This is a genomic window from Chryseobacterium sp. ON_d1, from assembly GCF_006829085.1.
Classification (GTDB): Bacteria; Bacteroidota; Bacteroidia; order Flavobacteriales; family Weeksellaceae; genus Chryseobacterium.
Genome location: NZ_BJTC01000006.1, coordinates 277695 through 301841 on the forward strand (window position 1 = coordinate 277695; position 24147 = coordinate 301841).

Here is a 24147-nt window from a genome sequence, read left to right on the forward strand (position 1 = left end):
ACCCATTCAAAATACATTTGGAAATAGCGTTTTTTTCATAACTTTACTTTAAATTTCAGCTCTTGTCTAATCTCTATAAAAAAGATTCCCCTTTTCAGGTTTATATATCATTCAAAAAATATTTGGATGTTCTGGAGCATATCCGGTATAATGACAGATTGGAATATAGGGTTAACTATGCAGAATCTTTAATTGAGAGTACCCGAAATTTTAAAGAGCTCAGAGAAGGCTTTCAGGATACTGCCCTTCTTGAAAAATATGAGGACCTCATCAGACTGCTCCTTGCTGATCTTTTTCCAACAGGTCTTACCCGAAATGAAATAAAAGCGGCCAGTATCCCTCTTTCTAATATTACGTTCAATTATACAGAAAGATTTAAAGATATTCTGAAAGATGCCGGAAAAGATTTTGAAATAGAACTGAGAAATATTTCAGATAATGAATTTTATGTATTCTGCTGCTGTCTTATTCTTCAGAGTTATTTCAAAAAAGATATTAAAAGTACCATTCCGTTTTATTATGACATTCCCAACAAGCAGGGAATCATGAAACATTATAAAATTACGGTCAACTCAGATTTTACCGAAATCACTCCTACAGAAGATGCTAAAATTCCATCGGATGATATTTTGGATATGCTGTTGGAAAATCTGGATGATTTTAAACTGTGGAAGAAATATTTTCCATCACAATCATGGATTTTGAAAGGGTTTACAATTATTTCTCTGGTAGATTGTACCTCTGAAGTTGCACTCTCCGATCTGAAATCAAGCATGATTGAGATTGACCCTGAAGATTTGAATCCCAATGAAAACCTGACTGAAATTTTCAAATCGTACTTTGATGTTCCTGAACTCAGCTTTGGCCTGATGACTTTCAACAAAAAGGAACAGAAACTTGATAAACTTCCGATATACGAGAGCCTCCTCACCAATCATATTCTGGATTTCTGGATCAATGCCTTTGATGAAGAAACCCGTAAAAGTACTTTTAATAATCTCAATCACAATTCAAAACCGATTGTTGTTTCTAATGTCAACAACCTGGATGAAAATATCAAAAAGCTTCCTTCGTTCAATATTTTAAAAGATAATAATGTCAACAGTTTCATGGTAATTCCTATCATGAAAGACGGAGATCTTCTTGCAATTATGGAGTTTACTTCTCCTATTGCCGGCAGTTTCAATGGTTTGAAGCTGAAAAAGCTGGAATTTTTCACCGATATGATTCTTTTCTCTCTGAACAGGTTTTATTTTGAAAAAAATTATCAGATAGAAGCTATTATTCAGCGTGAATACACCACCATCCATGATAGTGTAGTCTGGAAATTCAGAAATGAAGCTGAAAAATATTTCACCGCATCTCTTGGAAAAAAAATATATACATTAAAACAGATTTCATTTAAGAATCTTACTCCATTGTTCGGGGTTTCGGACATCCGCTCTTCTTCAGAAAAACGGTTTAATCTGATGCTTCAGGATCTTAACCAGCAAATTGAATTACTGAATGAAATTTTATCACTCACCAATTCGGATTCAGAGAAGTTCATGCTGGCGCTGGATATTTTTGAAAATGAACTGAACAACGAAATCAAAGCTGATACCGAGCAGCGTTTTCAAAGGTTGTTAAGGGAAGAAATCCACCCTTTTTTGCAGGGGAAACTGGAAATAAAAACATCAAGAGAAATAAAGTCGAAGATCAAAGATTACTTTTCACAAGTATTTGCGCCTACTGATCTGTTTTATCATCACAGAAAAAACCTGGATGATTCTATTACGCTGGTCAACCGTAAGCTGGCAGATATGCTGGACGAGAGCCAGGTAAAGGCCCAGGAAATTTTCCCGCATTATTATGAAAGATTCAAGTCAGACGGCGTAGAGCATAATCTGTACATTGGTCCTAGCATTGCTCCTGAACTTCACTATACCTCAAAAGTGGTTCATAAGCTGAGATACTGGCAGCTGAAAACCATCTGTAAAATGGAACTAGACTTCCAGTCTTTCAAAAAAGATCTTCCCATACCATTGGATATTGCTTCTCTGATCTTTGTGTATAATGAAAAAATAGACATCCGCTTCAGAATGGATGAAAAGCGCTTTGATGTAGATGGTGCTTATAATTCCTATTATGAAATTATCAAGAAACGCCTGGATAAAGCCCATATCAAAGATTCTTCAGAACGCATCACCGCTCCCGGAAAAATCACCATCGTCTATTTCGGAATGGAAAATCAGAAGGAATACCTTGACTATATTTCCAAACTTCAGAAGAAAGGTGTTTTACAGCATGATGTAGAATTTTTAAGGGTAGAAGATCTGCAGGGAATTACAGGATTGCTGGCAATAAGGGTTTCTTTTACACTTCCACAGGAATAATAAATCCGGAATATACACTCCTGATATATTTATTTTTTATGGTCAATAAAATCCTGATCTAAACTGCTATTTTACCAGATATTTAGACGTTTTACGAGAATAGCATCTACCAGAAATATTTATTCAATTCCAGGAAATATCTCTCTGTTAAAGACTCAGAAAAGCCGCTCCAAAAGACAGCACAGAAATAATAATCCCTGCCATAAAGATCTTATAGGTAATGGATAGAAGCTTATATTTCCTGTCCAGGACTTTACCAAGATAATACAGATCCTTCACCATAGAATCATAGATATAATCCCTGTCTTTAATAAGGTCTTTCATAGCATTATTATAATCATCAAATAACATTTGCTGAAAGTTTCCGAAGAACAGCAGGTTTACTTTTCTGTTCGCGATATCCTGGGCTGTAAAAGTTGTTTTCGTCACATTCGGTTTTGTAGATAAAATAGCAAATATGATGGTTAGAACACTTGAAAGTAACAAGATGAAGCTCGGAAGAATAAGATGTGAATTCTTAGGGGCATCCAGCTTGGGAACCAATACAGAAAGACAAACTGAAATAATAATGGCATTGACTGATAAAAGAATATTGGCTTTACTGTCTGCAATATCGCTCAGTCTTGTATGGTTATTAAGTGTAACTCTGAATAAAGTGTCAACACTTCTGTCTGACTTCTCCTTTTCCTTTTTACCTTCTGCATTATCTTTTTTATTTTCTTTCTTATCCTCTTCTTTCTCCAGCTTCTTCTCAATCTTCTTAATATTTTTCTTTTTCAGAGGCTCCCAGTTTTCTTTGGCATAATCCGTATAGAAAGTATGTTTGTTCTTCAGCATATCCAGATTCCCGGCATTCCATTCTTCATTGGAAAAACACCTGAAATTTGTAAGCTCCCATTCTTTTCTCAAAGCATCAGAGATATCATTATAATCGTGTCCCGCAAAATGGCTGAAATCAGCATCCTTTACAATTTTTTCCAGTAAATTCTGAGGCTCATAGTGTATTTTCGTAGCCAGAATCAGTTTTTCTACATCTGTTATATAGTCTTCCGGGTAATTTTCCTGTTGCAGAAAAGCTTTCATAATCTCCACACTCCTTTCCTCATGGTTCAGGGCGCACTCTATATATCCCGTATCATGAAACCACAATGCTACGAGTACTTTCTCCTGATCCTCTTCAGAAACAGGAGTATTTTTCATGATTTCCTCTGCCTTATTCACGGTGTAGGCAGTATGGATAAAATTATGATAAAAATATACTGAAGATAACTTATCTTTGAATAAGATTTCAACATAATTTTTAGCTTTTTGTAAAATGCTCATCCCTGAAATTTTGTTAATGTAAATTTATGAATTTATCCTTTAAAACTCATCTAAAAAATACTTCTATTGTTCTTCGAACAGTAATGTCCGCAGGAGTCCTTTATTCCTGTGCTACATATAACGTACAAAAGGGCAAAAACTTATTTGAAGTAAAAGATTCCGAAATAAAATCAGAAAATGATTTTAAACTTTTTCTGATTGGAGACGCAGGAAATGCAGATGAACCCCAGGCCCAGAAAACATTGAATTTACTGAAAAACAAGCTGGATTCTGCCGACAGCAACTCTATACTGATCTTTCTCGGTGATAATATTTACCCTAATGGGATGCCCAAAGAAAAAGACAAAGAATATGCACTGGCAAAGCAGAAACTGGAAAACCAGCTTGCAATCACCAAAAATTTCAAAGGAAAAACACTTGTAATTCCAGGAAATCACGATTGGTATAACGGGCTGGAAGGATTAAATGAGCAGGAAAAACTGGTAAAAAATTATCTTGATGATAAAAAAGCTTTTCTTCCAAAAAACGGATGCCCCATTGATGACATCAATGTCTCTAAAGATATTAAGCTTATTGCCATTGACACAGAATGGGTAATTGCCAACTGGGATAATTATCCTGGCATTAACAAAAGCTGCAATATCAAAACCCGTGAAGATTTTTTTACAGAGTTTAAAGATCTTATCATTAAAAATCAGGGCAAAAAAATAATTGTTGCTTTACACCACCCTGTCATCAGCAGTGGAACCCATGCAGGATTCAACTCCGCAAGGTCTCATCTTTTTCCTTTCAATGGTAATATTCCTGCTCCCGGAATTGCCAGTTTCCTCAATATATTAAGAAGTTCCTCCGGAGCCACCCCTGCAGATCTCAATAACCAGCATTATGCAGATCTGGCTAACAGGCTGAAAAGCATTGTCCAGGATAATGAAAATATTATTTTCGTGTCCGGGCATGATCATAACCTGCAATATCACGAAGATGGAAACCTGAGACAGATTATCAGTGGTGCAGGATCTAAAACAGACCCTTCCACTATTGTAGAAAGAACGGACTTCTCATACGGAGGAAGCGGTTTTGCTGTTTTAAATTTCAGAAAAGATGAAAGTACTGATGTTGAGTATTTTTCCACTAAAAATGAACAGCTCAAAAAACTGACTCATATTTCGGTAATTTCCAAACCTGATGTATTTGTCAATAATTTCCCTAATTCTTTTCCGCCAACATTCTCTTCAACGATTTACCCTGTACAGCTTACGGAAAAAAGAAAATTTTACCGATGGCTTTGGGGGGATCACTACAGAAAATATTACGGTATTCCTATTGAAGCTCCTACCGCCAATCTCTCAGAATTGAACGGGGGCTATATCCCATTCAGAGAAGGAGGAGGAAACCAATCCAACAGCTTACGTCTGAAAGCTCCGGACGGACAGGAGTTTGTAATGCGGGGCGTAAAAAAAAGCGCAATTCGTTTTCTTAACAATATGGCTTTCCAGAAAAGCACTTTGGGAGAAGAGCTTGCCGATACATTCCCTGAAAAATTTCTGCTGGATTTTTATACAACCAACCATCCTTTTACTCCGTTTACCATTGGAAATATGTCTGAAAAGCTGAATATATTCCACAGTAATCCAAAACTGTATTACATCCCCAAACAGCACGCCTTAGGAAGATATAACGAAAACTATGGGGATGAAATGTATATGATTGAAGAACGGTTTTCTTCCGATCCGAAAACCTTGGCATATCTGGACCACGCAAAGGATATCGTTTCTACAGAAGATGTATTGAAGAATCTCAACAAAAGCAGTAAATATTCTGTTGACAGAGAATCTTACATCAGAGCAAGATTATTTGATATGCTTATCGGTGACTGGGACAGACATTCTGATCAGTGGAAATGGGCAGAATATGAGGCCGGCGATAAAGTAATCTATAAACCCATCCCAAAAGACAGAGACCAGGCATTCAGCAAGTATGACGGTGCCGCCTTTAAACTTATCATGAATGTACCGGCCATCCGGCATATGAAGACCTTTACAGAAGATATCAGCAGTGTGAAATGGCTTGCCATGGAGCCTTATCCTATGGATCTTGTTTTCTTAAAAAGCTCAGACCAGGGAGAATGGGAGGCACAGGCCAAGTACATCCAGGAACACCTGACGGATGCAGATATTGATGATGCTTTCCATAACCTTCCGAAAGAAGTTCAGGATGATACCATTGCGGAAATACAGAGAAAACTGAAAATAAGAAAAACAAAACTGCAGACTTATGCTGCTCAGTATTATGATGTGCTGCAGAAAAAAGTTCCTCTGGCCGGAACCATACATCCTGATAAATTTGTCATTACCAAGAATGGGCATTCTGTACTTGTACAGCAATATAAACTGGGAAAAGATAAAGATAAGCACGAACTTGTCTTTGAAAAAACCTATCACGATTCAAAAACAAAAGAATTGTGGATTTACGGATTGGAGGATGATGACATCTATGAAGTTGTAGGGTCCGGAAAACCTAAAATGACAATAAGACTGATTGGCGGATACAATCACGATACCTACAATGTTGCTGATGGCAGAAAAGTAAAAATTTACGATTTTAAATCTCAGAAGAACACCTACAACTCAAGAAATGCCACCAAAAATATTACTGATGACTATGACATTAACAGTTATAATTATAAACACCCAAAATACAACTCAGTAGCCGGATATCCGAATTTGGACTATAACCCGGATGATGGGGTTATTGTCGGGGTTTTGGCCAATTATACTGTAAATAATTTCATCCGTGATCCCTTCACTCAGAGACACAGCTTAAAAGCTAACTTCTATACAGCTACAGCCGGATTCAGCCTTACCTATAAAGGTGTGTTTAAAAAAGCAATCTCAGGCTGGGATATAAATCTGGATGCATTTTATACCACACCAAGATTTTCTCAAAACTTTTTTGGACTTTCCAATGAAAGTGATTATGACAAAGAAAATACAGAAAGAGAATACAACAGAGCCAGGATTTCCAAATTCAATTTCGCTCCTTCCATCTCTCAGAAAAGCTGGATGAATCTAAGTCATCAATTTCAACTGACTTTTGAAGATAATAAGGTACAGAGAAAAGCAGACCGATTCATCAACCAGTCACCGGATGTAAGGCCAGGTGTATTTGACAGTCAGCAATTTGTAGGAGCCAATTACACGTTCGGCTATAAAAATGCTGATAATGCAGCTTTCCCTACTCTTGGACTTGAATTTATGCTTAATGCCGACTGGAAAGCTACACTTTCTGATTTTAACAAAAATTTTGTAACCGTAAAAGGAAGACTTGCTGTAGATCACAGAATAGACAAAAAAGGGAAATTTGTATTTGCCAACTCCAGTAATGTGATGTGGATCAATAACAATAATTTTGAATTCTATCAGGCCGCAGCTATCGGAGGTAACAATGGCATGAGAGCTTTCAGGAACGAAAGATTCTCAGGAAGATCTTATTTTACGAATAATTCTGAAATCCGATGGGACTTTGGAAGAGTAAGAAATAACATTGCTCCTGCCAATATGGGAATCCTTATCGGGTATGATATCGGGCGGGTATGGAATGACAATGAAAATTCCAGAAAATGGCATCAGTCTGCCGGTGCCGGAGTATGGCTGAGCATCGTAGAAATGATGTCTGCAAGACTGAATTATTTCTATGGATCGGATGGCGGAAGAATTTCAGCCGGAGTGGGAATGAAGTTTTAATTTTTCCATGCTCCCATTTAATGAGTATTGAAAATTCAATATCCAAACAGCTTTTAAAGTATTTTAGATCAGATATAAAAAAATCCAATTTTAATAAAATTTAATATTTCAAATTTTCAACCCACATTTTTTACCGATAAAAAGAATATGGCTTTTAAATAAAAGCCATATTTTCAGCTCTATAAGTCAAAACTACGCATAGTTCAATATGATTGTCAATTCTTTAAAAAATTGACAATAAAAAAACATTCTATATTTGCCGCAACAAAAATCAACAAATGATGAAAAAGAAGCTATTGTACATAGCATTATTTGTTATGTTCATTAATTCAAATGCACAGATAGGGATTAAAACTTCAACTCCTCAGAATACTTTACATGTCAATGGCTCACTTCAGGTCGTTAAAGACCTGAATGTAGGTGGAGACGACAGAACAAAGGGAAATTCCGGAAACAAAGGGGAATTCTTAATGTCAAACGGAGCCGGGAATACTCCTGTATGGAAAACGATTGAATCTGAAAATTTTTTAAAAGTGGTGTACGTGGGAAATAAAACAGATATCAGCCCCGCAAGCGGAAGCTATACAGGTACCCATTCTACTCCTGTCAATACTCATGAAAGTTATTCACAGACCTATGTTTTCAATGTGAGTAATAAGATTGATACAGCCTATTTGACTTATAATTCTACAACAGGCCTTTTCACAGTAGTAAAACCTGGATTTTATAATATTGTACCCTATGCAACCTATGATCTCAATTTAAACCCATCAGGACAAACTGCAGGAACAGCCAATTCTTATATACAGAAAGTATCTCCGGCACTTACAACCCTTGCAGGCATATCTACAGGGCACGGAGAGCGTACAACAGGCCTAAACCATAATCTTTCATCCATTAACTTTTTCAACACAGGAGAGACCTTCAGGATACGCTGCCGTTATACCCAGGATTTCAGATTATCCAGCGGAAATATTCATATTTCTTATCTTACTCCGTAAGCAATACAAACGTCAATCACTTCAATTACATTCATATATTCAAAAAAATCCACAGAAAAATCTGTGGATTTTAAATTTTTAATTTATTACCTTCTATAAAGAAAATGTGTATACATTTCCTCCTTCGTCCTTCCCTTTCTCATCTGCAATTATTAATGTTTTATCATCCAGAAATACAACAGCTTCCTTCTGGGAATTATGATTTAATGGAGTTTTCTGAATCTTTGCAGAGTTGAAACTATCAGCTGTAAATCCGGTAAGAACATGAATATTTTTATGGGTAAGCAATACAATTTTATCTTTTGTACTGTTAATGGTAGCCGACGTAATAGCAGCATCATTATAACCACCCTGAAGCTTTAATTTCCCCACTAATTTTGCTTCAAAATTACCTTCTTTATTAGGAACTTTGAATATCAGGAAAGTTCCGTCAAAACCTTTGCTCCTGTTCTTGGTGAACAGGTAAAAGTGCCCATCCATTTCTACAAAGGCTTCACAATCGTACAGCAGATTGGATTTTTTAGGAGGAAATTCAGTCTGCCCCTGATAATGGAATTTTGTGGTCTGAACAACTTTTGTTACTGTTTGCCTGCTGTCTTTCAAATCTGTCTTTAAAATGGCCAGATCCTGTCGGTCATTATCATTATTACCAAAATCCCCGATATAGATATTTCCCTGAGCATCTGATATGATATCTTCCCAGTCTGTATTTTCTGCATTTTCTACCGGAATTTTTGCCTGCATATCTCCCTGATCACTCAAACCGTATATTGCATTTTTATTTCCTCTGTCTTCAATCACCCAGATCGTTTTCTTATCTTTTGATAAAGTAATTCCGGAAACCTCCTTCAACTTTTTAGGTAAGGAGAATTGTATTTTTAGTTTATCTTCTTTAGCAGAGGAATTCTGAGCTTTTGGATTACAGCTCATCAAAAGTAAAGCAGGTAACATAAGAAAACGTAACATATTTTTTATTTTTTAATTGAATGTAAGAAGCATTAATTGTTCCAATCGGGAATTACGAAAGTTTTTTCGCCTTTTCCCATAGAACATCCATTTCTTCCAGAGACATATCTGCCAGTTTCAAATCCTGTTCCTCGGCAAGCCCTTCCATCTTTTGAAATCTTGAAATAAACTTTAGATTGGTTCTTTCCAATGCAGAATCCGGGTTGATTCCGGAAATTCTCGCATAGTTGATGAGGGAGAAAAAAACATCACCGAGCTCCTGTTCTTTTTTATCCAAATCTGTTTCAGCGTGAAATTCCTGAATCTCTTCATCCACTTTTTTCCAGGCATCTTCTGCATCATGGAACTCAAATCCTATCCCCTTTACTTTATCCTGAATTCTGTAGGCTTTCACCAGACTCGGCAGGCTTTTCGGAACTCCCCCTAAGATTGATTTATTTCCTTCCTTTAGCTTTAATTTCTCCCAGTTCTGTTTCACTTCCTCTTCATCTTTCACCTGGGTATCCCCGTAGATATGAGGGTGGCGGAAAATCAACTTCTCGTTCAGGGAATTGATAACATCGGCGATATCAAAACTTTCTTTTTCTGAACCGATTTTAGCATAAAAAACAAGGTGAAGCAAGACATCGCCCAGTTCTTTCTTTATCTCCTGTAAATCATTCTGCAAAATAGCATCTGAAAGCTCATAGGTCTCTTCAAGGGTAAGATGACGAAGGGATTCTAATGTCTGCTTCTGATCCCACGGACATTTTTCACGTAAATCATCCATAATATCCAGTAATCTTCCAAATGCTTCTAGTTTCTCCTGTTTTGTATTCATAAGTAATGGGAAATTCAATCTTATACAAATGTAAGGGTTATTCAGGCATCATTACAAACGTTGGAAGTAAAAGTTGCAGAGTGCAGAAATCCGGATAGATTTGATATGTAAACCTAACAGGTTTTCGAAACCTGTTAGGTTGGGACTATTAGCACCCAATGATCTGCTGTCTGGAAAAACAAAAAAGCCTTGTCAGGAAATTCCCGACAAGGCCTTGTATTTTTAATTCAAAATGAATTATCCTTGTTTTCTGTGTGTGCTCTTCGGAGCAGATTTTGCTGCTGAAGTCGCTTTCACTTTTGGTGCAGCCGGCTTTTCTGCTTTAGGAGCCGCTTTCTTAGCTTCTTTTTCAATGCTTACTTCTTCCGTAGCAGGCTCACCTTCTAAGGTTTCAGGTTCTGCTTTCACAAAACTTTCAGGAGTGATATATCCTGCTTTCTGAAGAATGTTATACCATTGAGCCAGTTTCTTGATATCAGAAGAATATACCCTTTCTGTATCATAATTAGGAAGTGATGCCAGCATAAAGTCCTTAAGCTCTGAATCTGAAGATTTATGAGAGATCGTTTCTTTATAATCGTTGTTCTTAGCAATATTTTCAAAAACTTCGAATAAAGGAACTTCTTTTTCAAATGTAAACATGGCAATATTGTCCAGTAAACTTACCTGGCTTGAGTTTCCAATGCTTACTTTTTTCTTGTTGGTAACATCTTCAATGATGAATCCGTTTCTTAATTGAGAAACTAATTTGTAAAGTCCTGGTTTTCCAGAAATTGAAATTATTTTTTCTAACAGCATAATTTTATTTTTTGTAAATTCTGCAATCAGCACTAGCTTTTTGCTTTTTATTATTTCTTTTTATCCTTGTTTAAATTATTTTGGAAATCTCATTTTGTAACCGATGCTTACATCCCCCTGAGAGATTTTTGTCAGTTTCCCCTTTACCAGTTTCTTCTTAAGAGCACTCAGGTGGTCGGTAAACAGAATCCCTTCAATATGGTCATATTCATGCTGAATTACGCGGGCTCTAATATCGGAAAAAGTTTCTGTATGTTTCACAAAATTTTCGTCATAATATTCTATAACGATCGTACCTTTCCTTTTCACATCTTCTCTTACATCCGGAATAGAAAGACAGCCTTCATTGAACTTCCATTCTTCCCCTGATTCTTCAAGGATCTGAGCGTTGATGAATACTTTTTTGAACTCAGCCAACTCATCTTTAATATCTTCATAATCCTCATCTTCTGCAAGAGGAGTCACATCTATTACAAACAGACGGATATCCAAACCAATCTGAGGCGCTGCAAGACCTATGCCATTGGCGCTGTACATCGTTTCAAACATATTATCTATCAGTTCCTGTAATCCGGAATAATCTTTATCTATGTCTTTTCCCACTTTTCTCAAAACAGGATCCCCAAAAGCTCTTATCGGTAAAATCATCTTAATCTTTGTTCTAAAAAATTTTGCAATATGATGGTTGCGCTTACTTTATCTATTAATCCTTTTTCCTGTCTCTTTTTTTTGCTTTTTCCGCTTTGGGAAATAAAAAAAGAAGCCATTTTAGAGGTAAACCTCTCATCAAAACGGTGAACCGCAATATCTGAAAATTCCTTTTTGAATGCCTCAATGAATTTTAAAATATCGGTTTCCACTTCAGAAACATTTCCTTTCAAATCTATGGGAAGCCCAATCACTACTTCATCCACCTTGTTTTCTCTGAAATATTTTTTCAAAAATTCCATTAAAGAACGGTTTTCAACAGTTTCCAGCCCGCTGGCTATAATCTGCATATCATCCGTTACAGCAATACCACAACGGGCCTTTCCGTAATCTATAGCAAGGATTTGTCCCATAAGTCTGCAAATTTAGTAAAATTTACTGATTTTATTCATAACGCAGTTTTTTTATATAAATCATGTTTTATTCCATTATTTTTTTTATAATTTTAATCTTCCAAAAAACAATCATATGAAGAAACTCATCCTCGTAAGACATGCGAAAAGCGACTGGCCAGAGGAAACAGAGGACTTTGACAGGCCTTTAGCAGACAAAGGTCTGGAGGATGCTATGCACATGTCCAGATTCCTGAAAAGCAATAATATTTCCATTGATCATTTTGTATCCAGTCCTGCAGTACGTGCACTGAATACCTGCAAAATTTTTAATCAGACCTATCAGCTGAACTGCTCCACTGATCAGAAACTTTATAATCCTTCGGAAAGAAGCTTTGAATCTGTAATTTATGACCTGGATGATAATCTGAACTCCGTCGCTCTCTTTTCTCACAATAATGGAATATCCAATTTTGCCAATTCCATTTCTGAGGATATTTTCCATTTTCCAACCTGCGGTGTAGCCGGTTTCGAGGTAGACTGTGAGTCGTGGTCACAGTTTGATGGGGCTAAAAAGAAGCTTTTATTCTTTTATGAGCCTGGGAAAATATAACTTTATTTTTTTGTTTTTTTATGCTGTAGTATTCATTCTTCTTTTTTCTTGCGAAAAACAGAAGAATTCCTATATTGAATCTATTGCACGGAATGATATGAAGCTTTCTTCTTCACCAAAACCAGGAAGCTGGCGTTATAATCATGATGAATGTTTCCAGACATTTGAAGATTTTCAGAAGTTAAGAAAAATAAAACCCGGACCTGGAAAAAATATCATTTATATTCAGCCTATAGGAACTTTTGATGAACTTCAGAAAAAGGAAATAGTACTCACAAAAGAATATTTAAAAATATATTACCAGCTGGAAACAAAAATACTGCCTGCTCTGCCCAATACTATCTTTCCTGAAAAAGTGAAAAGAATTTCAAAAGAAGGACAGGAACAGATTTTGGCAGGATATGTACTGGACAGCATCCTGATCAAAAGAAAACCCAAAGATGCTCTAGTCCTGATGGGAATTACAGAGAAAGATCTTTTTCCCAAACCGGAATGGAATTATATTTTCGGATTGGCTTCTTATGAAGATGGTGTAGGAGTAACTTCAATGTACAGATTTGCTGACGGCCGCTTAACAGATTCTAATTTTAATGAGAGCTTTTTAAGGTTAATAAAAATCAGCTCTCACGAAATTGGTCATATGTTCGGAATCAGCCACTGCCTGAATGCCAACTGTGTAATGAATGGAACGAATTCATTACCGGAAACGGATTATCACCTGGCCAGAGCCTGTTCGCTTTGCCAAAGAAAACTGAGTTCAAGCATCCACTATGATCATAAAAAAAGACTTCTTCAACTAAAAAATTTCTTTGAAAAGCAACATCTCAATACAGAGCTCACTTTAGCCAACCAGGATCTGAATCTTGTCCAGTAAACCATTATTTCTTTTACCTACACATTCCCCTCCACCGGAGGGATGGCAAAAAATTTATTTTTGACGGGGTGGTTCATTTCTGCTAAAGCCTTTTTTTTATTAGAACTCGTGTTATTTGTGAACAAATTAATACCATTGGTGTTAAAGAAAAAAGAACAGACTAAAGCCCGTTCTTTTTAATATTTTTCTAAGATTTTATCTTTTACTTTTTAGCCTTTTGTATTTATTTTCTTTTTAAATCCAGGTCATCAAAATCAAAACTGAAATCCGTCACATCAGAAACAGCCTTCAATCTTGCAGATTCTGCTTTCCCGTTTTCATCATAGTTGAAAATAATATAAGCATCCGCATCATAACTTCTGTCATCCCATTTAATAATAAAAGAATTATTGGAGTAAGGAAGCAGTTCTCCTTTTAATCTCGGAGAGTTTTTACATGAAATTCTGTACGTATTACCCTGCTGTGTAATTTCTACATCACCAAACCAAACATCATTGTATGTTCCTACAAACTGTTCTGCTTTTGGCTGAAGACCTTTCTCTTTCTTAAAAGATTCTGATTTTGCAAAAGCATCTTTCTTCTGCTTATCAAATTCAGCTTCCATTTTAGACATTCTCTCGCCATATGTTTTCAGCCAGTTTCTGTCGGCTATCCCAAGGTAAGAATCTTTCACGGTATTGGTAATCGTATTGAAAGCGGCCCCGGATTGCTGGTTGGTCAGTACAACAATTCCCAGTTTCATATCCGGTATTAAAGTAAACTGTGTAACTGTTCCGATTAACCCTCCGGTATGCTGTACCTGCTTGTGTCCTTTAACATCACTCAGGAACCAGCCTAAGCCGTATCCATAGAAACTCGTATCATAAGGATTCTTCGCTGCCACCCTATCTGGAATCTGTAAGCTCCAAAGCTGTTGGGCATTTTTATCAGAAACCAGTTTTTTTCCGTCTTTAGTCGTAAAATTATTTAAGAGACATTCTGCCCAGGTGGTCATGTCTTTAATATTACTCATAATTCCGCCGGCTGCATTGGCTGTTTCATTCCAGTCATGAGGAACGGCGATTGCTTTTCCATCTACAGGTGCATGGGCATCAATTTTATTGGCTACCGCTTTTGCTCTGTTGTAGCTTCCAAAACTTGAAGTCATTCCTACAGGTTTCATGATTCTCTGCTCAATAAATTCTGCCCAGCTTAATCCGGAAACTCTGTGAATGACTTCTCCGGCTACAATAAACATGATATTGTTATAATCCAGTTTTGTTCTGAACGGATTCTCCGGTTTCAGATATCTCACATTACGAACAATATCATTAACGGTTAAGCTCCCTCCTTCCGGAAAAAACATCAGATCTCCCTGCCCAAGTCCTAATCCGGCTCTGTGTGTGATAAGGTCTTTGATTGTAACATTTTGTGATACGTACGGATCATACATTTGGAACTCAGGAATATATTTTGAAACTTTATCATCCCAGTTTAATTTTCCTTCATCTGCCAAAATAGCTAATGCTGTACATGTAAAACCTTTAGAATTGGAAGCAATTCCTACTAAAGTGTTATCATCCATAGGCTGCCTGGAAGTGAGTGAACGTACACCAAACCCTTTGGAATAGATCATTTTTCCATCTTTTACGATTCCTACTGACATTCCTGGTACATCAAAGGTTTTCAGGGTGTTTTGGATCAGCTCGTCCAGCTTTTTTTCTTCAACCTGCGCATTGGCCAGTCCTACGGTCAAAAGAAAAATGAAAAAAGAAAGTTTCTGTTTCATTGTTTATTTTAATTTTCCCAAATTTACTAAATATTAAGCGATGCTAATTTTAGCAGTGTTAAAACTTTACGATAAATCAGTTGTCTTCATGAAAAAGCCTATTTCTATCTGTATTTTCTCTCTTCTTATGACCTGCGGTATAAAAGCTCAGGACAGAACTGCCAATCCTTTACTTTTACAGACCTGGAATCTCAATAAAATGGATACTTATATTTATACTTATGAGAAACAGGATGGTTTTGAGGCCAGAAGAGAGGGGCTCAGATTTCAGAAAAATGGAAAAATTACAGGAAATCTGATTAAATCCACATTAAAATATGATGCTCTTGAAGAGCCCGTTATTAAAAATGAAAAAGCTGACCGTTATATCGGGAGCTGGAAAAAAGCTTCAGATTCTACAGTAACCATAGTATTCCCATCCAATACGAATATGACCGGAACTTTTATTATATCAAAGCTTACTGAGAACCAGCTGAAGCTAAAAAAAGTTTTCAGTGCAGATATAGAAAAGAAAATGGATTCCATCAGAAAAACAAAAAATATCACTGAATAAGATCCCGGCTCAGTTTATGAAAGCTTATCTATATTTGCAATCTAAAAAAATAGTAAAATGACATTAAACAGATTATTGGCTTTCTTCTTACTGATGATAAGCTGTAATTTATATTTTTCCCAGGACGTCACCATCAAAGATGATAAAGTTTTACTGGATGGGAAACAGATCCTGAAAGCCGAAAAAATCAATGTGGCACAGTATTCTTTTTTCTCCATGAAAGACGATGAAGAAATTCTTCTTTACCGGTATATGGATAATGAAACCCCGCGGTACGTAAGTGATGATTATTTTATCCTGAATTTCCTGACGGAAAAAACCAAAGTAGAATCTACGGATTTAGGCAAAATCTCTAATTTTATGAATTCCAAAAAAGGAATGGAAAAGCTGGTAAAATGGCTATTGAAAGAAAGAGTAATCAATCATGACGGAGAATTAAATCCGGACCGTCTGGCTGTGTTCAAAGATAAATACCACGAAAACATTACTGAAAGAACCCTTAGATAATGACAAAAGTTCTTCTTCTTTCCGATTCCCATTCTTATATTGACGACCGCATTCTTGAATATGCTTCTCAGGCCGATGAAGTATGGCATTGTGGAGATTTCGGGAGTCTTGATGTGATTGAACAGCTGGAAAAGATTAAACCTCTGAAGGGAGTTTACGGAAATATTGACCATGCTAAAATACAAGCAGAATTTCCTGAAGTGAATCGTTTTTTTTGTGAAAAACTGGAAGTTCTGATGATCCATATAGGAGGTTATCCCGGAAAGTATTCTCCACTCGCGAAAAAAGAAATTTCAGAAAAGGCTCCGAAATTATTTATTTCAGGGCATTCACATATTCTGAAAGCAATGTATGATGAGAAAAACAAGCTTCTCCATCTGAATCCCGGTGCCTGCGGAAAACAGGGCTGGCATAAAGTAAGAACAATGATGCGTTTTGCAGTGGATGGTGAGGAAATCAAGGATCTGGAAGTTATTGAATTGGGACCAAGAGCCTGACGGGATGAGAGGGTTTGAGAATTTGAGAGTTTGTGTTCATCCATTTTACTTTCTACCTTTGCAGAAATATTGGTTCAGAAAGGCCTTAAAAATTATGAAGATCGGCGATAAGGTTTCGGTAGTAGATGAAGATTTAAGCGGGGTAATTACTTCCGTAAAGGGGAATATTGTTGTTTTTAAAGATGAATATGGTTTTACTCATCAATATCCGAAAGAAAAAATGGTTCCTAAAAATGCTGATCTGTATGAAAATATCAGAATAGTAAAAAAAGCAGAGCCTAAAAAAATTATTTCCAAGAAACATCAGAAAAATCATTTGGTTTTAGATCTGCATTTTCATAATTTGGTAAAGAATCCCAATGACTATGACAGCTTTGAAAGATTGTTTATTCAAAAGGAAAAACTGATCGAAGTGATTGAATTCTGCAGAAAAAACAACCTCAAGAGGCTGGAAATTGTGCATGGTATTGGTGATGGCACTTTACAGCGTATGGTTCGTGATGTGTTGGAAAGCCAGCTCAATATTGATTTTTATAATAAGGAAATACTTCACCATCAATCAGGTGCGGTAATGGTAGAATTTCACTAAATTTGCAGGAATTGAAATATGAACGTACTTAATTTACTTTTTACCAAAGACGGATTGATCTGCCAGATTGTTAAAAACAAAAACATTCTGGAGGAAAAATCTTATTTCGTTACTGAAGAGACACCAGCCAATCTTATTGAACAGAAGCTGGACGAAGTTCTTATCAAGCAGCGTTATGAAGAAATCCATGTGATTTCGGCATTCAACCATTTTACCCTGATGCCAGAAGGTTTTTCTGAACATGATGCAGGATTTGATTTAATTGCCTTTAATGCTCCTGCTGACAGGGAAAAAGAAGAACTGATGCTCTCCATCAACAAAAAATTCAATATTCAGTTTTATTATACTTTCCCGAAAAGCTATTATAAAAAAATAAAAGAACTGGCTATACCTGCTCATTTTAACTTCTCCGGTGAAAAGTTTTTAAGCTCGATCAATAATAAAACCACTAAAGAAATTCACATCAACCTTTATCATAATCAATGCGAATTTTTTGCAATTGATAATAAGAAAATCATTCTTTATAATAACCTGGATGTGAATTCGGAAGTGGATTTTCTTTATTTTATCATGTTTACCTTAAGCAAAATCGGTTTCGGAATCAATGAGACCAGCTTTTATGCATATGGAGAAACAACGGAAAATGAAACCTTTATTTCCGAACTTCAGAAGTTTGTTAAAAACTTAAAAATTGTTTTTGACAATATTCCCAACAAAAATTTTATACTTAATTAGGTTGCAGGCCGCAGGAAATAGCAATTAAAACATATTCACCTGCCACCTAAAATCTATTACCCTAAACCGTAACAACAATATGTTCAGAATAATATCAGGCAAATGGAAAGCCAAAAAAATTGCCGCTCCCAAGAACTTTGAAGTAAGGCCTACAACTGATTTTGCAAAAGAGGCTTTATTCAGCATTCTGGAAAACAAATATGATATGCAGTCGATCTCTGTGCTCGATCTTTTTGCAGGAATTGGCTCTATCACTCTTGAATTTGCTTCCAGAGGATGCCAGAATATTACTTCTGTGGAAATGAACCCAAAGCATACAGCATTTATCAATACTACTGCTTCTGAGCTTGATATGGCACTACAGATCAATGTGCAGAGAGGTGATGTATTTGACTGGCTTAAAAAATTCAGAAATAAAAAATCATTTGAGATTGTATTCTCCGATGCTCCTTTCGAAATGGAAGAAAAAAAGTATCACGAACTGATTTCTCTGGTTTTAAACAATAAATATCTGAAAGAAAACGGAGTCCTTATTGTAGAACACCAAAGCCGTATGAAATTTGATCACCCGAATTTAATTGACACCCGAAAATACGGAAACGTAAGCTTCAGTTTTTTTGAACCGAATAAAGAAGATAATCAGGAACTTTAATTCCTGATTATTTTTTTTGAAATGACCGGAGCTTCCTCACCCCATTTTGTAATGGCCTCCAGAACGGGTAATAAAGTTTTTCCAAAAGAGGTTAATTCATACTCAACGACTAAAGGAGGTTTCTCTGTAAAAACTTTTCTGTCAACAATTCCATCTTCTTCCAGCTGTTTCAGCTGTAAGCTTAACGTTCTTTCTGTAATCGTAGGAATTGACTTCCTCAGTTCGTTATATCGCTTGGCACCATCAATCAGGTGATGTAAAATTACTGCCTTCCATTTCCCACCTATAAATTTCATGGTAACACTGGTACAGCAGGGATAGGATTTATTATCTATGGTATACATTTTTATACTATCATTTTTTACCGTTATTGCAAAGTTAGGAAACTTAAATTAATTTTGTAACTATAAAAATGATAGTATAAAATTATGAACTTTTTAGACCAAATGAAAAAAAGGTATACCGTAAAAAAGTATAACCCACAAGGAAAAATCACTGAAGAGAAAGTTGCAGAACTTAAAGAAATTTTACATCTCAGTCCATCTTCTATCAACAGTCAGCCGTGGAACTTTGTCTTTGTGAATGATCCTGAACAGAAGAAACGACTGGGAGAAAAGTCCTATTTTAATAAGGAAAAAGTGTTGCAAAGCAGCCATATTATTGTCTTTCAGGTAATCAAAGATGTAGAGAATTTTGAAAAACAAATAGAAGAAAATCTTCCGGAAGGTGCTGTTAATTATTACCACACTATGGTAAAGCCTAAGGGAGAAGAAGCTGTAAAATCATGGTTGAGGCATCAGGTGTACCTGTCATTAGGTGTACTTTTATCTGCCTGTGCAGCGATGGGAATAGATTCTACTCCTATGGAGGGAATTGAGCCTGAAGGATATGATGCAGTTCTGAATAATGGGAAATATGAGACGTTGTTTGCTGTGGTTATCGGGGAAAGAGATGAAACGGATGCTAATCAGCCTAAATTCAATCCAAAGAAGAGACTGAAAGCTGAAAAAGTAATTGTGGAGGCATAGTAATAACACGAATTTCACAAATTATTTCACCAATGACACTAATAAAAAAGTCTGCGTCAATATGAGGCAGACTTTTTTATTTATAGTACTTTCAATTCTAAATCAATTGTTTTTCCGAAGAATTTCTTAGAGATTTTTTCAAAATTCTTGGTAAGATCCGAAAGGTAGAAATGATAATTCGGTTTGGGGTTGTTATCATTTAAAAGATTGTATTTATCCAGGATAATCTTCAGATGATTGGCAACAATATTCGGAGAATCAATTACGCGGACTCTGTTTCCGTAATACTGTTTAATTTCATCAATTAAAAGAGGATAATGGGTACAACCCAGAATCAATGTTTCAATATTTTTTAATTTACTGTTGCTTAAATAATTATAGATGATAGCATGGGTGATCGGATGATTTTTAAATCCTTCTTCAATGGCAGGAACCAGCAATGGGGTAGCCAGCTCATCCACTTTGATCCATTTATTATGTTTACGGATACTCTTTTTATACAGCCCGGAATTCACAGTCGCTTTAGTAGCAATAACACCAACATTATTATGGATCTCGTAAGATACTTTTTCAGCAACCGGATTGATAACGTCTATCACAGGAACTCTTCCTGCAACAGACTGCATTACTTCATTCAATGCATTAGCCGTTGCTGTATTACATGCAATGACAATCGCCTTACAGTTCTGCTCCAGAAGAAAATTGGTGATTTTTGTAGAATATTCAATGATGGCTTCCTTGGACTTCTCTCCGTAAGGAAGGTGTTTGGTATCTCCAAAGTAGATCAGGTCTTCATGAGGCAGAAGTCTTTTGATTTCTTTGGCAACGGTAAGACCTCCTACCCCGCTGTCGAAAATTCCGATAGGCTGGCTTGGTGAAAGATGTGAATAATCTTGTTTTTTAGTTTTCAAGTGAGCTGAAATTTTATACAAAAATAGTGAATTTATGGTATATCATATACATCAAAATACTATACAATAAATAAATCTGAAGCAATTCCATCTGCCATAAACCAATGTTTTTCAGGAATTTTCAAATGTCCGTTTTCAGTGATTAAAATACCTTCTTCCAATTTCGGTTTGATCTCTGTCTGAAAATGCTCCAGCACTCTGTCTGAAAATTTACTTTTTAAGCTGGTGAGATCTACTCCCCAAATGGTGCGTAAACCAATCATAATCATTTCATTAAACTGATCTTCCTGGGAAAGAATTTCTTCTTCTTTGGCTAACAATTTATCATTAAGCTTTTTAATATACTGCTGATTATTGGCCACATTCCAGCTTCTGATATCAAATCCGTTATAAGAATGCGCAGAAGGTCCTATTCCCAAGTATTCACGGTATTTCCAATAAGAAGAATTGTGCCGCGAATAGAAACCGGGTTTTGCGAAATTGGAAACTTCATAATGTTCAAAGCCATGATCTTTTAAAAAGTCTGATAAATAATAGAATTCCCTGTTTTGCTCTTCTTCCTTCGGACTTTTTATCTTCCCTTTTGCAATCCAGTTTTCCAAAGCTGTTTTAGGTTCTACTGTCAGGGCATATGACGAAATATGAGGCACTTCCAAAGCAATGGCTTTATTCAGATTTTCTTTCCAGATCTCAAAATTGGAAGTAGGTGAACCATAGATCAGATCAATACTCAGATTTTCAAAACCGAAATCCTGAGCCCGTTTGATAGAGCTTTCTGCTTCAGAAGCACTGTGAGCCCTGTTCATGAGTTTCAGGTCATCTTCAAAAAAACTCTGAGTACCAATGGACAGTCTGTTCACTGAAGTTCCTGAAAGCTGTTTCAAGAAGTTTTTATCCAGATCATCAGGATTGGCCTCCAGTGTAATTTCAATATCTTTTTCAAAGCTGAAATAGCGCAATACTTCATCGATTAAAGAACTTATTTCATCCACGGAAAGAATAGAAGGGGTTCCCCCTCCGAAATACAGGGATTTCAGCGTTCTGTCCTGCAATTCATCTTTCCTGAGTAGTATTTCAGTTTTCATGGCACGAAGCATTTCATCCTTGAAATTCAAAGATGTTGAAAAGTGAAAATTACAGTAACTGCATTTCTGCTTACAGAACGGAATGTGAATGTATATCATAAAAAAAGCTCTGAAATTTTTCAGAGCTCAAATTTATTTAAATTAAATTGATTAGTATCTAAATCCTCTTACATTAATAAAGTTGTCAAAGTTATACCCTAAACCAATCATGAAACTGTTTCCGCCATAGCTCTGGATATCAGATAATCCAAGGTTATAGGTAGCTCCGATCATGAATTTATTGAATCTTACTTTTACAATGGGAGAGATACTCAGGTTCTGATTGTCAAATCTGTTCTGAACTGTTCTGTAGCTTACCCCAAAAGAGAATGCGTTGATATCATTAGAGAATGTTGCCATAAGGTTCCAGTCAATCATTCTCGTAGAGTTTGTATTAAGGTTAATTAATGCTGATGGTGCCAATGTAATATTATCAGCAATATTCCAGTTATATCCTAAGTTTAAGAAGAATTTAATTGGAGAAGGCTCATAATTGTTTACAATAGAAGCGTCATTACTTAATGCAATATCGTTTACGGAAACACCCCCGAATAACCCTCTATAAGTGGCAGCCAAACCGAAGTTTGCATACACCATAAAGATGTTGCTTTCTTCCCCTCTTAATAATGGGTCACCCCCTTCCTCAGTGTTGATTTTTGAATAATCAAAGTTCATGTTATAGAAGTTAACACTTGTACCGAAAGAGAACTGATCTTTTCTGTCTCCTTCACTACTCAGAGGAATAAAATATGAAGCACCCGCTGTAATACCTCCTGCAGAAATAGGGCCGTTGCTATCTCTGAATACGGAAATACCAGCACCTACTCTATCAAAGATATTCGCATTGATCCCGATTGACTGTACATTCGGAGAATTGTTGAACTTTGAAAATTGTTGTTGATAATTGGCGTTGAGCTGTACGTAATCTGTTTTTCCGTATTGAGCTGGGTTGAACAGGAACTCACCATCCAAAAGATATTGCTGATAGTATGGTAGTGATTCTTGTGCTTTGTATGCATTTGACAAAAGAGCTAAACATACGATAGCATATAGTTTTCTCATAACAAATCTTGATTTCAATTCAACAAATATAAAAAAATTCTCAATATATTTTTAGTTTTCCAAATAATTTCTCCATTTTTTTACAGCATCCGCCATATCTTTAGGCATTGGGCTCTCAAAATATAATTCCTTCTTTGTAGTTGGGTGTATAAATCCGAGGGTATGTGCATGAAGGGCATGTCTGGGCAAAATCTCAAAGACATTTTTAATAAACTGCTTGTATTTTGGAAGATTTACCCCTCTTAGAGGAGTATGCCCTTCATATCTTTCATCATTAAACAAAGTATGCCCTATATGTCTGAAATGCGCTCTGATCTGGTGTGTTCTTCCCGTCTCCAGCTTACATTCCACCCAGGTCATATACTTGAATCTTTCCAGTACCTTGTAATGGGTTACTGCATGTTTTCCCTGGCTCCCATCTTCATAAACAGACATCTGCATTCTGTTTTTAGGATGCCTTCCGATATGCCCCCTGATAGAACCTTCGTCTTCCTGAAGGTTCCCCCATACGAAAGCCCAGTACAGTCTCTTCGTAGTCCGGTTGAAAAATTGTTTTGCCAGGAAGCTCAATGCATATTCATTTTTGGCGATCACTAACAGACCCGATGTATCTTTATCAATCCTGTGAACAAGCCCTACCCTGTCAAGATCGGATTTCTCACCATTCTTTTCAAAATGAAAGGCAAGGGCATTGACCAGCGTCCCATCCCAGTTTCCGAACCCCGGATGCACTACCATTCCAGCCTCTTTATCCACAACAACCAGATCATCATCTTCGTAAATAATATTCACAGGAATATCCTGTGGAATAATGACGTTCTCTCTCGGAGGATGTGCAAGCAGTACGGAGATCTGGTCTCCAGGCTTCACACGGTAATTCTGCTTTACCGGAATTCCGTTGACTATAACATTTCCGGCTCTGCAGGTCTGTGAAATTTTATTCCTTGAAGAATTCTGTCTGTATATTAAAAGAAACTTATCAATTCTTAACGGTTCCTGTTTGCTGTCAACAGTGATATTAAGATGTTCATACAATCCCTTATTTTCCTCATCAATATCGATGTTTTCAATACTGTTGGAATCTAATAATTCTTCATCCAAAAAATCGTCGTTATCTTCTGACATTGTTTTATATTTTTTTACGCAAAAGGCTTCAACATTTGCAGTT

24 protein-coding genes are annotated in these 24147 nt (G+C 36.3%); 12 read left to right on the forward strand and 12 right to left on the reverse strand.

Features of this window, described 5'->3' with window-relative positions; all coding sequences use genetic code 11:
* Window positions 1-62 precede the first annotated feature (62 nt).
* The gene (locus tag CRS_RS11805) at window positions 63-2375 is read left to right on the forward strand and encodes a GAF domain-containing protein (RefSeq protein WP_142724235.1); all 2313 of its coding nucleotides are present in this window, start codon (window positions 63-65) and stop codon (window positions 2373-2375) included.
* A gap of 147 nt (window positions 2376-2522) precedes the next feature.
* Here the strand turns inward: CRS_RS11805 and CRS_RS11810 are convergent, their stop codons facing one another.
* Window positions 2523-3698, reverse strand: coding sequence for a Pycsar system effector family protein (locus CRS_RS11810; protein WP_142724236.1), 1176 nt, complete (start codon window positions 3696-3698; stop codon window positions 2523-2525).
* Between the two features lie 26 nt (window positions 3699-3724).
* Here CRS_RS11810 and CRS_RS11815 point away from each other — a divergent pair, with 26 nt between their 5' ends.
* Both CRS_RS11815 and CRS_RS11820 read left to right on the forward strand, forming a co-directional pair.
* Window positions 3725-7441 (forward strand): metallophosphoesterase, encoded by a 3717-nt coding sequence (locus CRS_RS11815; RefSeq protein ID WP_142724237.1) that lies wholly within the window; start codon window positions 3725-3727, stop codon window positions 7439-7441.
* A gap of 278 nt (window positions 7442-7719) precedes the next feature.
* Window positions 7720-8442: a hypothetical protein gene (locus CRS_RS11820; RefSeq protein WP_142724238.1), complete on the forward strand. Its 723-nt coding sequence runs from the start codon at window positions 7720-7722 to the stop codon at window positions 8440-8442.
* A 93-nt stretch (window positions 8443-8535) separates the two neighbouring features.
* Here the strand turns inward: CRS_RS11820 and CRS_RS11825 are convergent, their stop codons facing one another.
* The 5 genes from CRS_RS11825 to ruvX form a co-directional block, all read right to left on the reverse strand.
* Window positions 8536-9408 carry a hypothetical protein gene (locus CRS_RS11825; RefSeq protein WP_142724239.1) on the reverse strand — a complete coding sequence of 291 codons (873 nt, stop codon included), beginning with the start codon at window positions 9406-9408 and terminating at the stop codon, window positions 8536-8538.
* 52 nt (window positions 9409-9460) lie between these two features.
* Window positions 9461-10228, reverse strand: a complete 768-nt coding sequence (gene mazG, locus CRS_RS11830; RefSeq protein ID WP_142724240.1) for a nucleoside triphosphate pyrophosphohydrolase — start codon at window positions 10226-10228, stop codon at window positions 9461-9463.
* 237 nt (window positions 10229-10465) lie between these two features.
* Complete coding sequence (locus CRS_RS11835; RefSeq protein WP_142724241.1) at window positions 10466-11026, reverse strand: DUF5606 domain-containing protein; 561 nt, start codon at window positions 11024-11026, stop codon at window positions 10466-10468.
* Window positions 11027-11101: 75 nt separating this feature from the next.
* On the reverse strand, window positions 11102-11674 hold the full coding sequence (gene def / locus CRS_RS11840) for a peptide deformylase (protein ID WP_142724242.1): 573 nt from the start codon (window positions 11672-11674) through the stop codon (window positions 11102-11104).
* Window positions 11671-12087, reverse strand: coding sequence for a Holliday junction resolvase RuvX (gene ruvX, locus CRS_RS11845; protein ID WP_142724243.1), 417 nt, complete (start codon window positions 12085-12087; stop codon window positions 11671-11673). Before ruvX ends, def begins: the two co-directional genes overlap by 4 nt.
* Before the next feature lie 115 nt (window positions 12088-12202).
* On the opposite strand from ruvX, the gene CRS_RS11850 reads away from it, so the two are divergent.
* On the forward strand, window positions 12203-12679 hold the full coding sequence (locus tag CRS_RS11850) for a histidine phosphatase family protein (RefSeq protein WP_142724244.1): 477 nt from the start codon (window positions 12203-12205) through the stop codon (window positions 12677-12679).
* Window positions 12680-12776: 97 nt separating this feature from the next.
* Window positions 12777-13553, forward strand: a complete 777-nt coding sequence (locus CRS_RS11855) for an archaemetzincin (protein ID WP_228451234.1) — start codon at window positions 12777-12779, stop codon at window positions 13551-13553.
* 223 nt (window positions 13554-13776) lie between these two features.
* On the opposite strand, the gene CRS_RS11860 is transcribed toward CRS_RS11855, so the two are convergent.
* Entirely contained in the window at window positions 13777-15321 is a 1545-nt protein-coding gene (locus CRS_RS11860; RefSeq protein ID WP_142724246.1) for a serine hydrolase, read from the reverse strand.
* A gap of 88 nt (window positions 15322-15409) precedes the next feature.
* Here CRS_RS11860 and CRS_RS11865 point away from each other — a divergent pair, with 88 nt between their 5' ends.
* The 6 genes from CRS_RS11865 (at window position 15410) to CRS_RS11890 (ending at window position 18854) form a co-directional block, all read left to right on the forward strand.
* Window positions 15410-15874, forward strand: a complete 465-nt coding sequence (locus CRS_RS11865; RefSeq protein WP_142724247.1) for a hypothetical protein — start codon at window positions 15410-15412, stop codon at window positions 15872-15874.
* Between the two features lie 57 nt (window positions 15875-15931).
* Window positions 15932-16381: a hypothetical protein gene (locus CRS_RS11870; RefSeq protein ID WP_142724248.1), complete on the forward strand. Its 450-nt coding sequence runs from the start codon at window positions 15932-15934 to the stop codon at window positions 16379-16381.
* Window positions 16381-16878 (forward strand): metallophosphoesterase, encoded by a 498-nt coding sequence (locus tag CRS_RS11875; protein WP_142724249.1) that lies wholly within the window; start codon window positions 16381-16383, stop codon window positions 16876-16878. The genes CRS_RS11870 and CRS_RS11875 overlap by 1 nt, the downstream gene beginning before the upstream one ends.
* Before the next feature lie 94 nt (window positions 16879-16972).
* On the forward strand, window positions 16973-17467 hold the full coding sequence (locus CRS_RS11880) for a Smr/MutS family protein (protein WP_142724250.1): 495 nt from the start codon (window positions 16973-16975) through the stop codon (window positions 17465-17467).
* An 18-nt stretch (window positions 17468-17485) separates the two neighbouring features.
* Window positions 17486-18202 carry a DUF3822 family protein gene (locus CRS_RS11885; RefSeq protein WP_142724251.1) on the forward strand — a complete coding sequence of 239 codons (717 nt, stop codon included), beginning with the start codon at window positions 17486-17488 and terminating at the stop codon, window positions 18200-18202.
* 79 nt (window positions 18203-18281) lie between these two features.
* The gene (locus CRS_RS11890; RefSeq protein WP_142724252.1) at window positions 18282-18854 is read left to right on the forward strand and encodes an RsmD family RNA methyltransferase; all 573 of its coding nucleotides are present in this window, start codon (window positions 18282-18284) and stop codon (window positions 18852-18854) included.
* Here the strand turns inward: CRS_RS11890 and CRS_RS11895 are convergent.
* Window positions 18851-19198: a helix-turn-helix domain-containing protein gene (locus tag CRS_RS11895; RefSeq protein ID WP_142724253.1), complete on the reverse strand. Its 348-nt coding sequence runs from the start codon at window positions 19196-19198 to the stop codon at window positions 18851-18853. The two genes, CRS_RS11890 and CRS_RS11895, sit on opposite strands and share 4 nt — an antisense overlap.
* A gap of 84 nt (window positions 19199-19282) precedes the next feature.
* Between CRS_RS11895 and CRS_RS11900 the strand changes: the two genes are divergently transcribed.
* Window positions 19283-19882, forward strand: coding sequence for a nitroreductase family protein (locus tag CRS_RS11900; RefSeq protein ID WP_142724254.1), 600 nt, complete (start codon window positions 19283-19285; stop codon window positions 19880-19882).
* 80 nt (window positions 19883-19962) lie between these two features.
* On the opposite strand, the gene murI is transcribed toward CRS_RS11900, so the two are convergent.
* Genes murI through CRS_RS11920 form a run of 4 tightly spaced genes read right to left on the reverse strand, consistent with a single transcriptional unit; the run spans window position 19963 to window position 24104 of the window.
* A complete protein-coding gene (gene murI / locus CRS_RS11905) occupies window positions 19963-20793 on the reverse strand; it encodes a glutamate racemase (RefSeq protein ID WP_142724255.1) in 831 nt (276 codons plus the stop codon).
* Window positions 20794-20852: 59 nt separating this feature from the next.
* Complete coding sequence (gene hemW, locus CRS_RS11910; protein ID WP_142724256.1) at window positions 20853-21977, reverse strand: radical SAM family heme chaperone HemW; 1125 nt, start codon at window positions 21975-21977, stop codon at window positions 20853-20855.
* 51 nt (window positions 21978-22028) lie between these two features.
* Window positions 22029-22979, reverse strand: coding sequence for a PorP/SprF family type IX secretion system membrane protein (locus tag CRS_RS11915; protein ID WP_142724257.1), 951 nt, complete (start codon window positions 22977-22979; stop codon window positions 22029-22031).
* A gap of 51 nt (window positions 22980-23030) precedes the next feature.
* Entirely contained in the window at window positions 23031-24104 is a 1074-nt protein-coding gene (locus CRS_RS11920; protein WP_172617050.1) for an RluA family pseudouridine synthase, read from the reverse strand.
* Window positions 24105-24147: the final 43 nt, after the last annotated feature.

What these genes read in the sequence shown, in the direction of transcription:
- CRS_RS11920 (WP_172617050.1), bottom strand. Translation starts at nt 24,104, where the DNA reads ATGTCAGAAGATAACGACGATTTTTTGGATGAAGAATTATTAGATTCC.
- CRS_RS11875 (WP_142724249.1), top strand. Translation starts at nt 16,381, where the DNA reads ATGACAAAAGTTCTTCTTCTTTCCGATTCCCATTCTTATATTGACGAC.
- CRS_RS11865 (WP_142724247.1), top strand. Translation starts at nt 15,410, where the DNA reads ATGAAAAAGCCTATTTCTATCTGTATTTTCTCTCTTCTTATGACCTGC.
- CRS_RS11870 (WP_142724248.1), top strand. Translation starts at nt 15,932, where the DNA reads ATGACATTAAACAGATTATTGGCTTTCTTCTTACTGATGATAAGCTGT.
- CRS_RS11900 (WP_142724254.1), top strand. Translation starts at nt 19,283, where the DNA reads ATGAACTTTTTAGACCAAATGAAAAAAAGGTATACCGTAAAAAAGTAT.
- CRS_RS11850 (WP_142724244.1), top strand. Translation starts at nt 12,203, where the DNA reads ATGAAGAAACTCATCCTCGTAAGACATGCGAAAAGCGACTGGCCAGAG.
- CRS_RS11895 (WP_142724253.1), bottom strand. Translation starts at nt 19,198, where the DNA reads ATGTATACCATAGATAATAAATCCTATCCCTGCTGTACCAGTGTTACC.
- ruvX (WP_142724243.1), bottom strand. Translation starts at nt 12,087, where the DNA reads ATGGGACAAATCCTTGCTATAGATTACGGAAAGGCCCGTTGTGGTATT.
- CRS_RS11880 (WP_142724250.1), top strand. Translation starts at nt 16,973, where the DNA reads ATGAAGATCGGCGATAAGGTTTCGGTAGTAGATGAAGATTTAAGCGGG.
- CRS_RS11915 (WP_142724257.1), bottom strand. Translation starts at nt 22,979, where the DNA reads ATGAGAAAACTATATGCTATCGTATGTTTAGCTCTTTTGTCAAATGCA.
- CRS_RS11885 (WP_142724251.1), top strand. Translation starts at nt 17,486, where the DNA reads ATGAACGTACTTAATTTACTTTTTACCAAAGACGGATTGATCTGCCAG.
- def (WP_142724242.1), bottom strand. Translation starts at nt 11,674, where the DNA reads ATGATTTTACCGATAAGAGCTTTTGGGGATCCTGTTTTGAGAAAAGTG.
- CRS_RS11860 (WP_142724246.1), bottom strand. Translation starts at nt 15,321, where the DNA reads ATGAAACAGAAACTTTCTTTTTTCATTTTTCTTTTGACCGTAGGACTG.
- CRS_RS11815 (WP_142724237.1), top strand. Translation starts at nt 3,725, where the DNA reads ATGAATTTATCCTTTAAAACTCATCTAAAAAATACTTCTATTGTTCTT.
- CRS_RS11810 (WP_142724236.1), bottom strand. Translation starts at nt 3,698, where the DNA reads ATGAGCATTTTACAAAAAGCTAAAAATTATGTTGAAATCTTATTCAAA.
- CRS_RS11820 (WP_142724238.1), top strand. Translation starts at nt 7,720, where the DNA reads ATGATGAAAAAGAAGCTATTGTACATAGCATTATTTGTTATGTTCATT.
- mazG (WP_142724240.1), bottom strand. Translation starts at nt 10,228, where the DNA reads ATGAATACAAAACAGGAGAAACTAGAAGCATTTGGAAGATTACTGGAT.
- CRS_RS11835 (WP_142724241.1), bottom strand. Translation starts at nt 11,026, where the DNA reads ATGCTGTTAGAAAAAATAATTTCAATTTCTGGAAAACCAGGACTTTAC.
- CRS_RS11890 (WP_142724252.1), top strand. Translation starts at nt 18,282, where the DNA reads ATGTTCAGAATAATATCAGGCAAATGGAAAGCCAAAAAAATTGCCGCT.
- hemW (WP_142724256.1), bottom strand. Translation starts at nt 21,977, where the DNA reads ATGATATACATTCACATTCCGTTCTGTAAGCAGAAATGCAGTTACTGT.
- CRS_RS11825 (WP_142724239.1), bottom strand. Translation starts at nt 9,408, where the DNA reads ATGTTACGTTTTCTTATGTTACCTGCTTTACTTTTGATGAGCTGTAAT.
- CRS_RS11855 (WP_228451234.1), top strand. Translation starts at nt 12,777, where the DNA reads ATGAAGCTTTCTTCTTCACCAAAACCAGGAAGCTGGCGTTATAATCAT.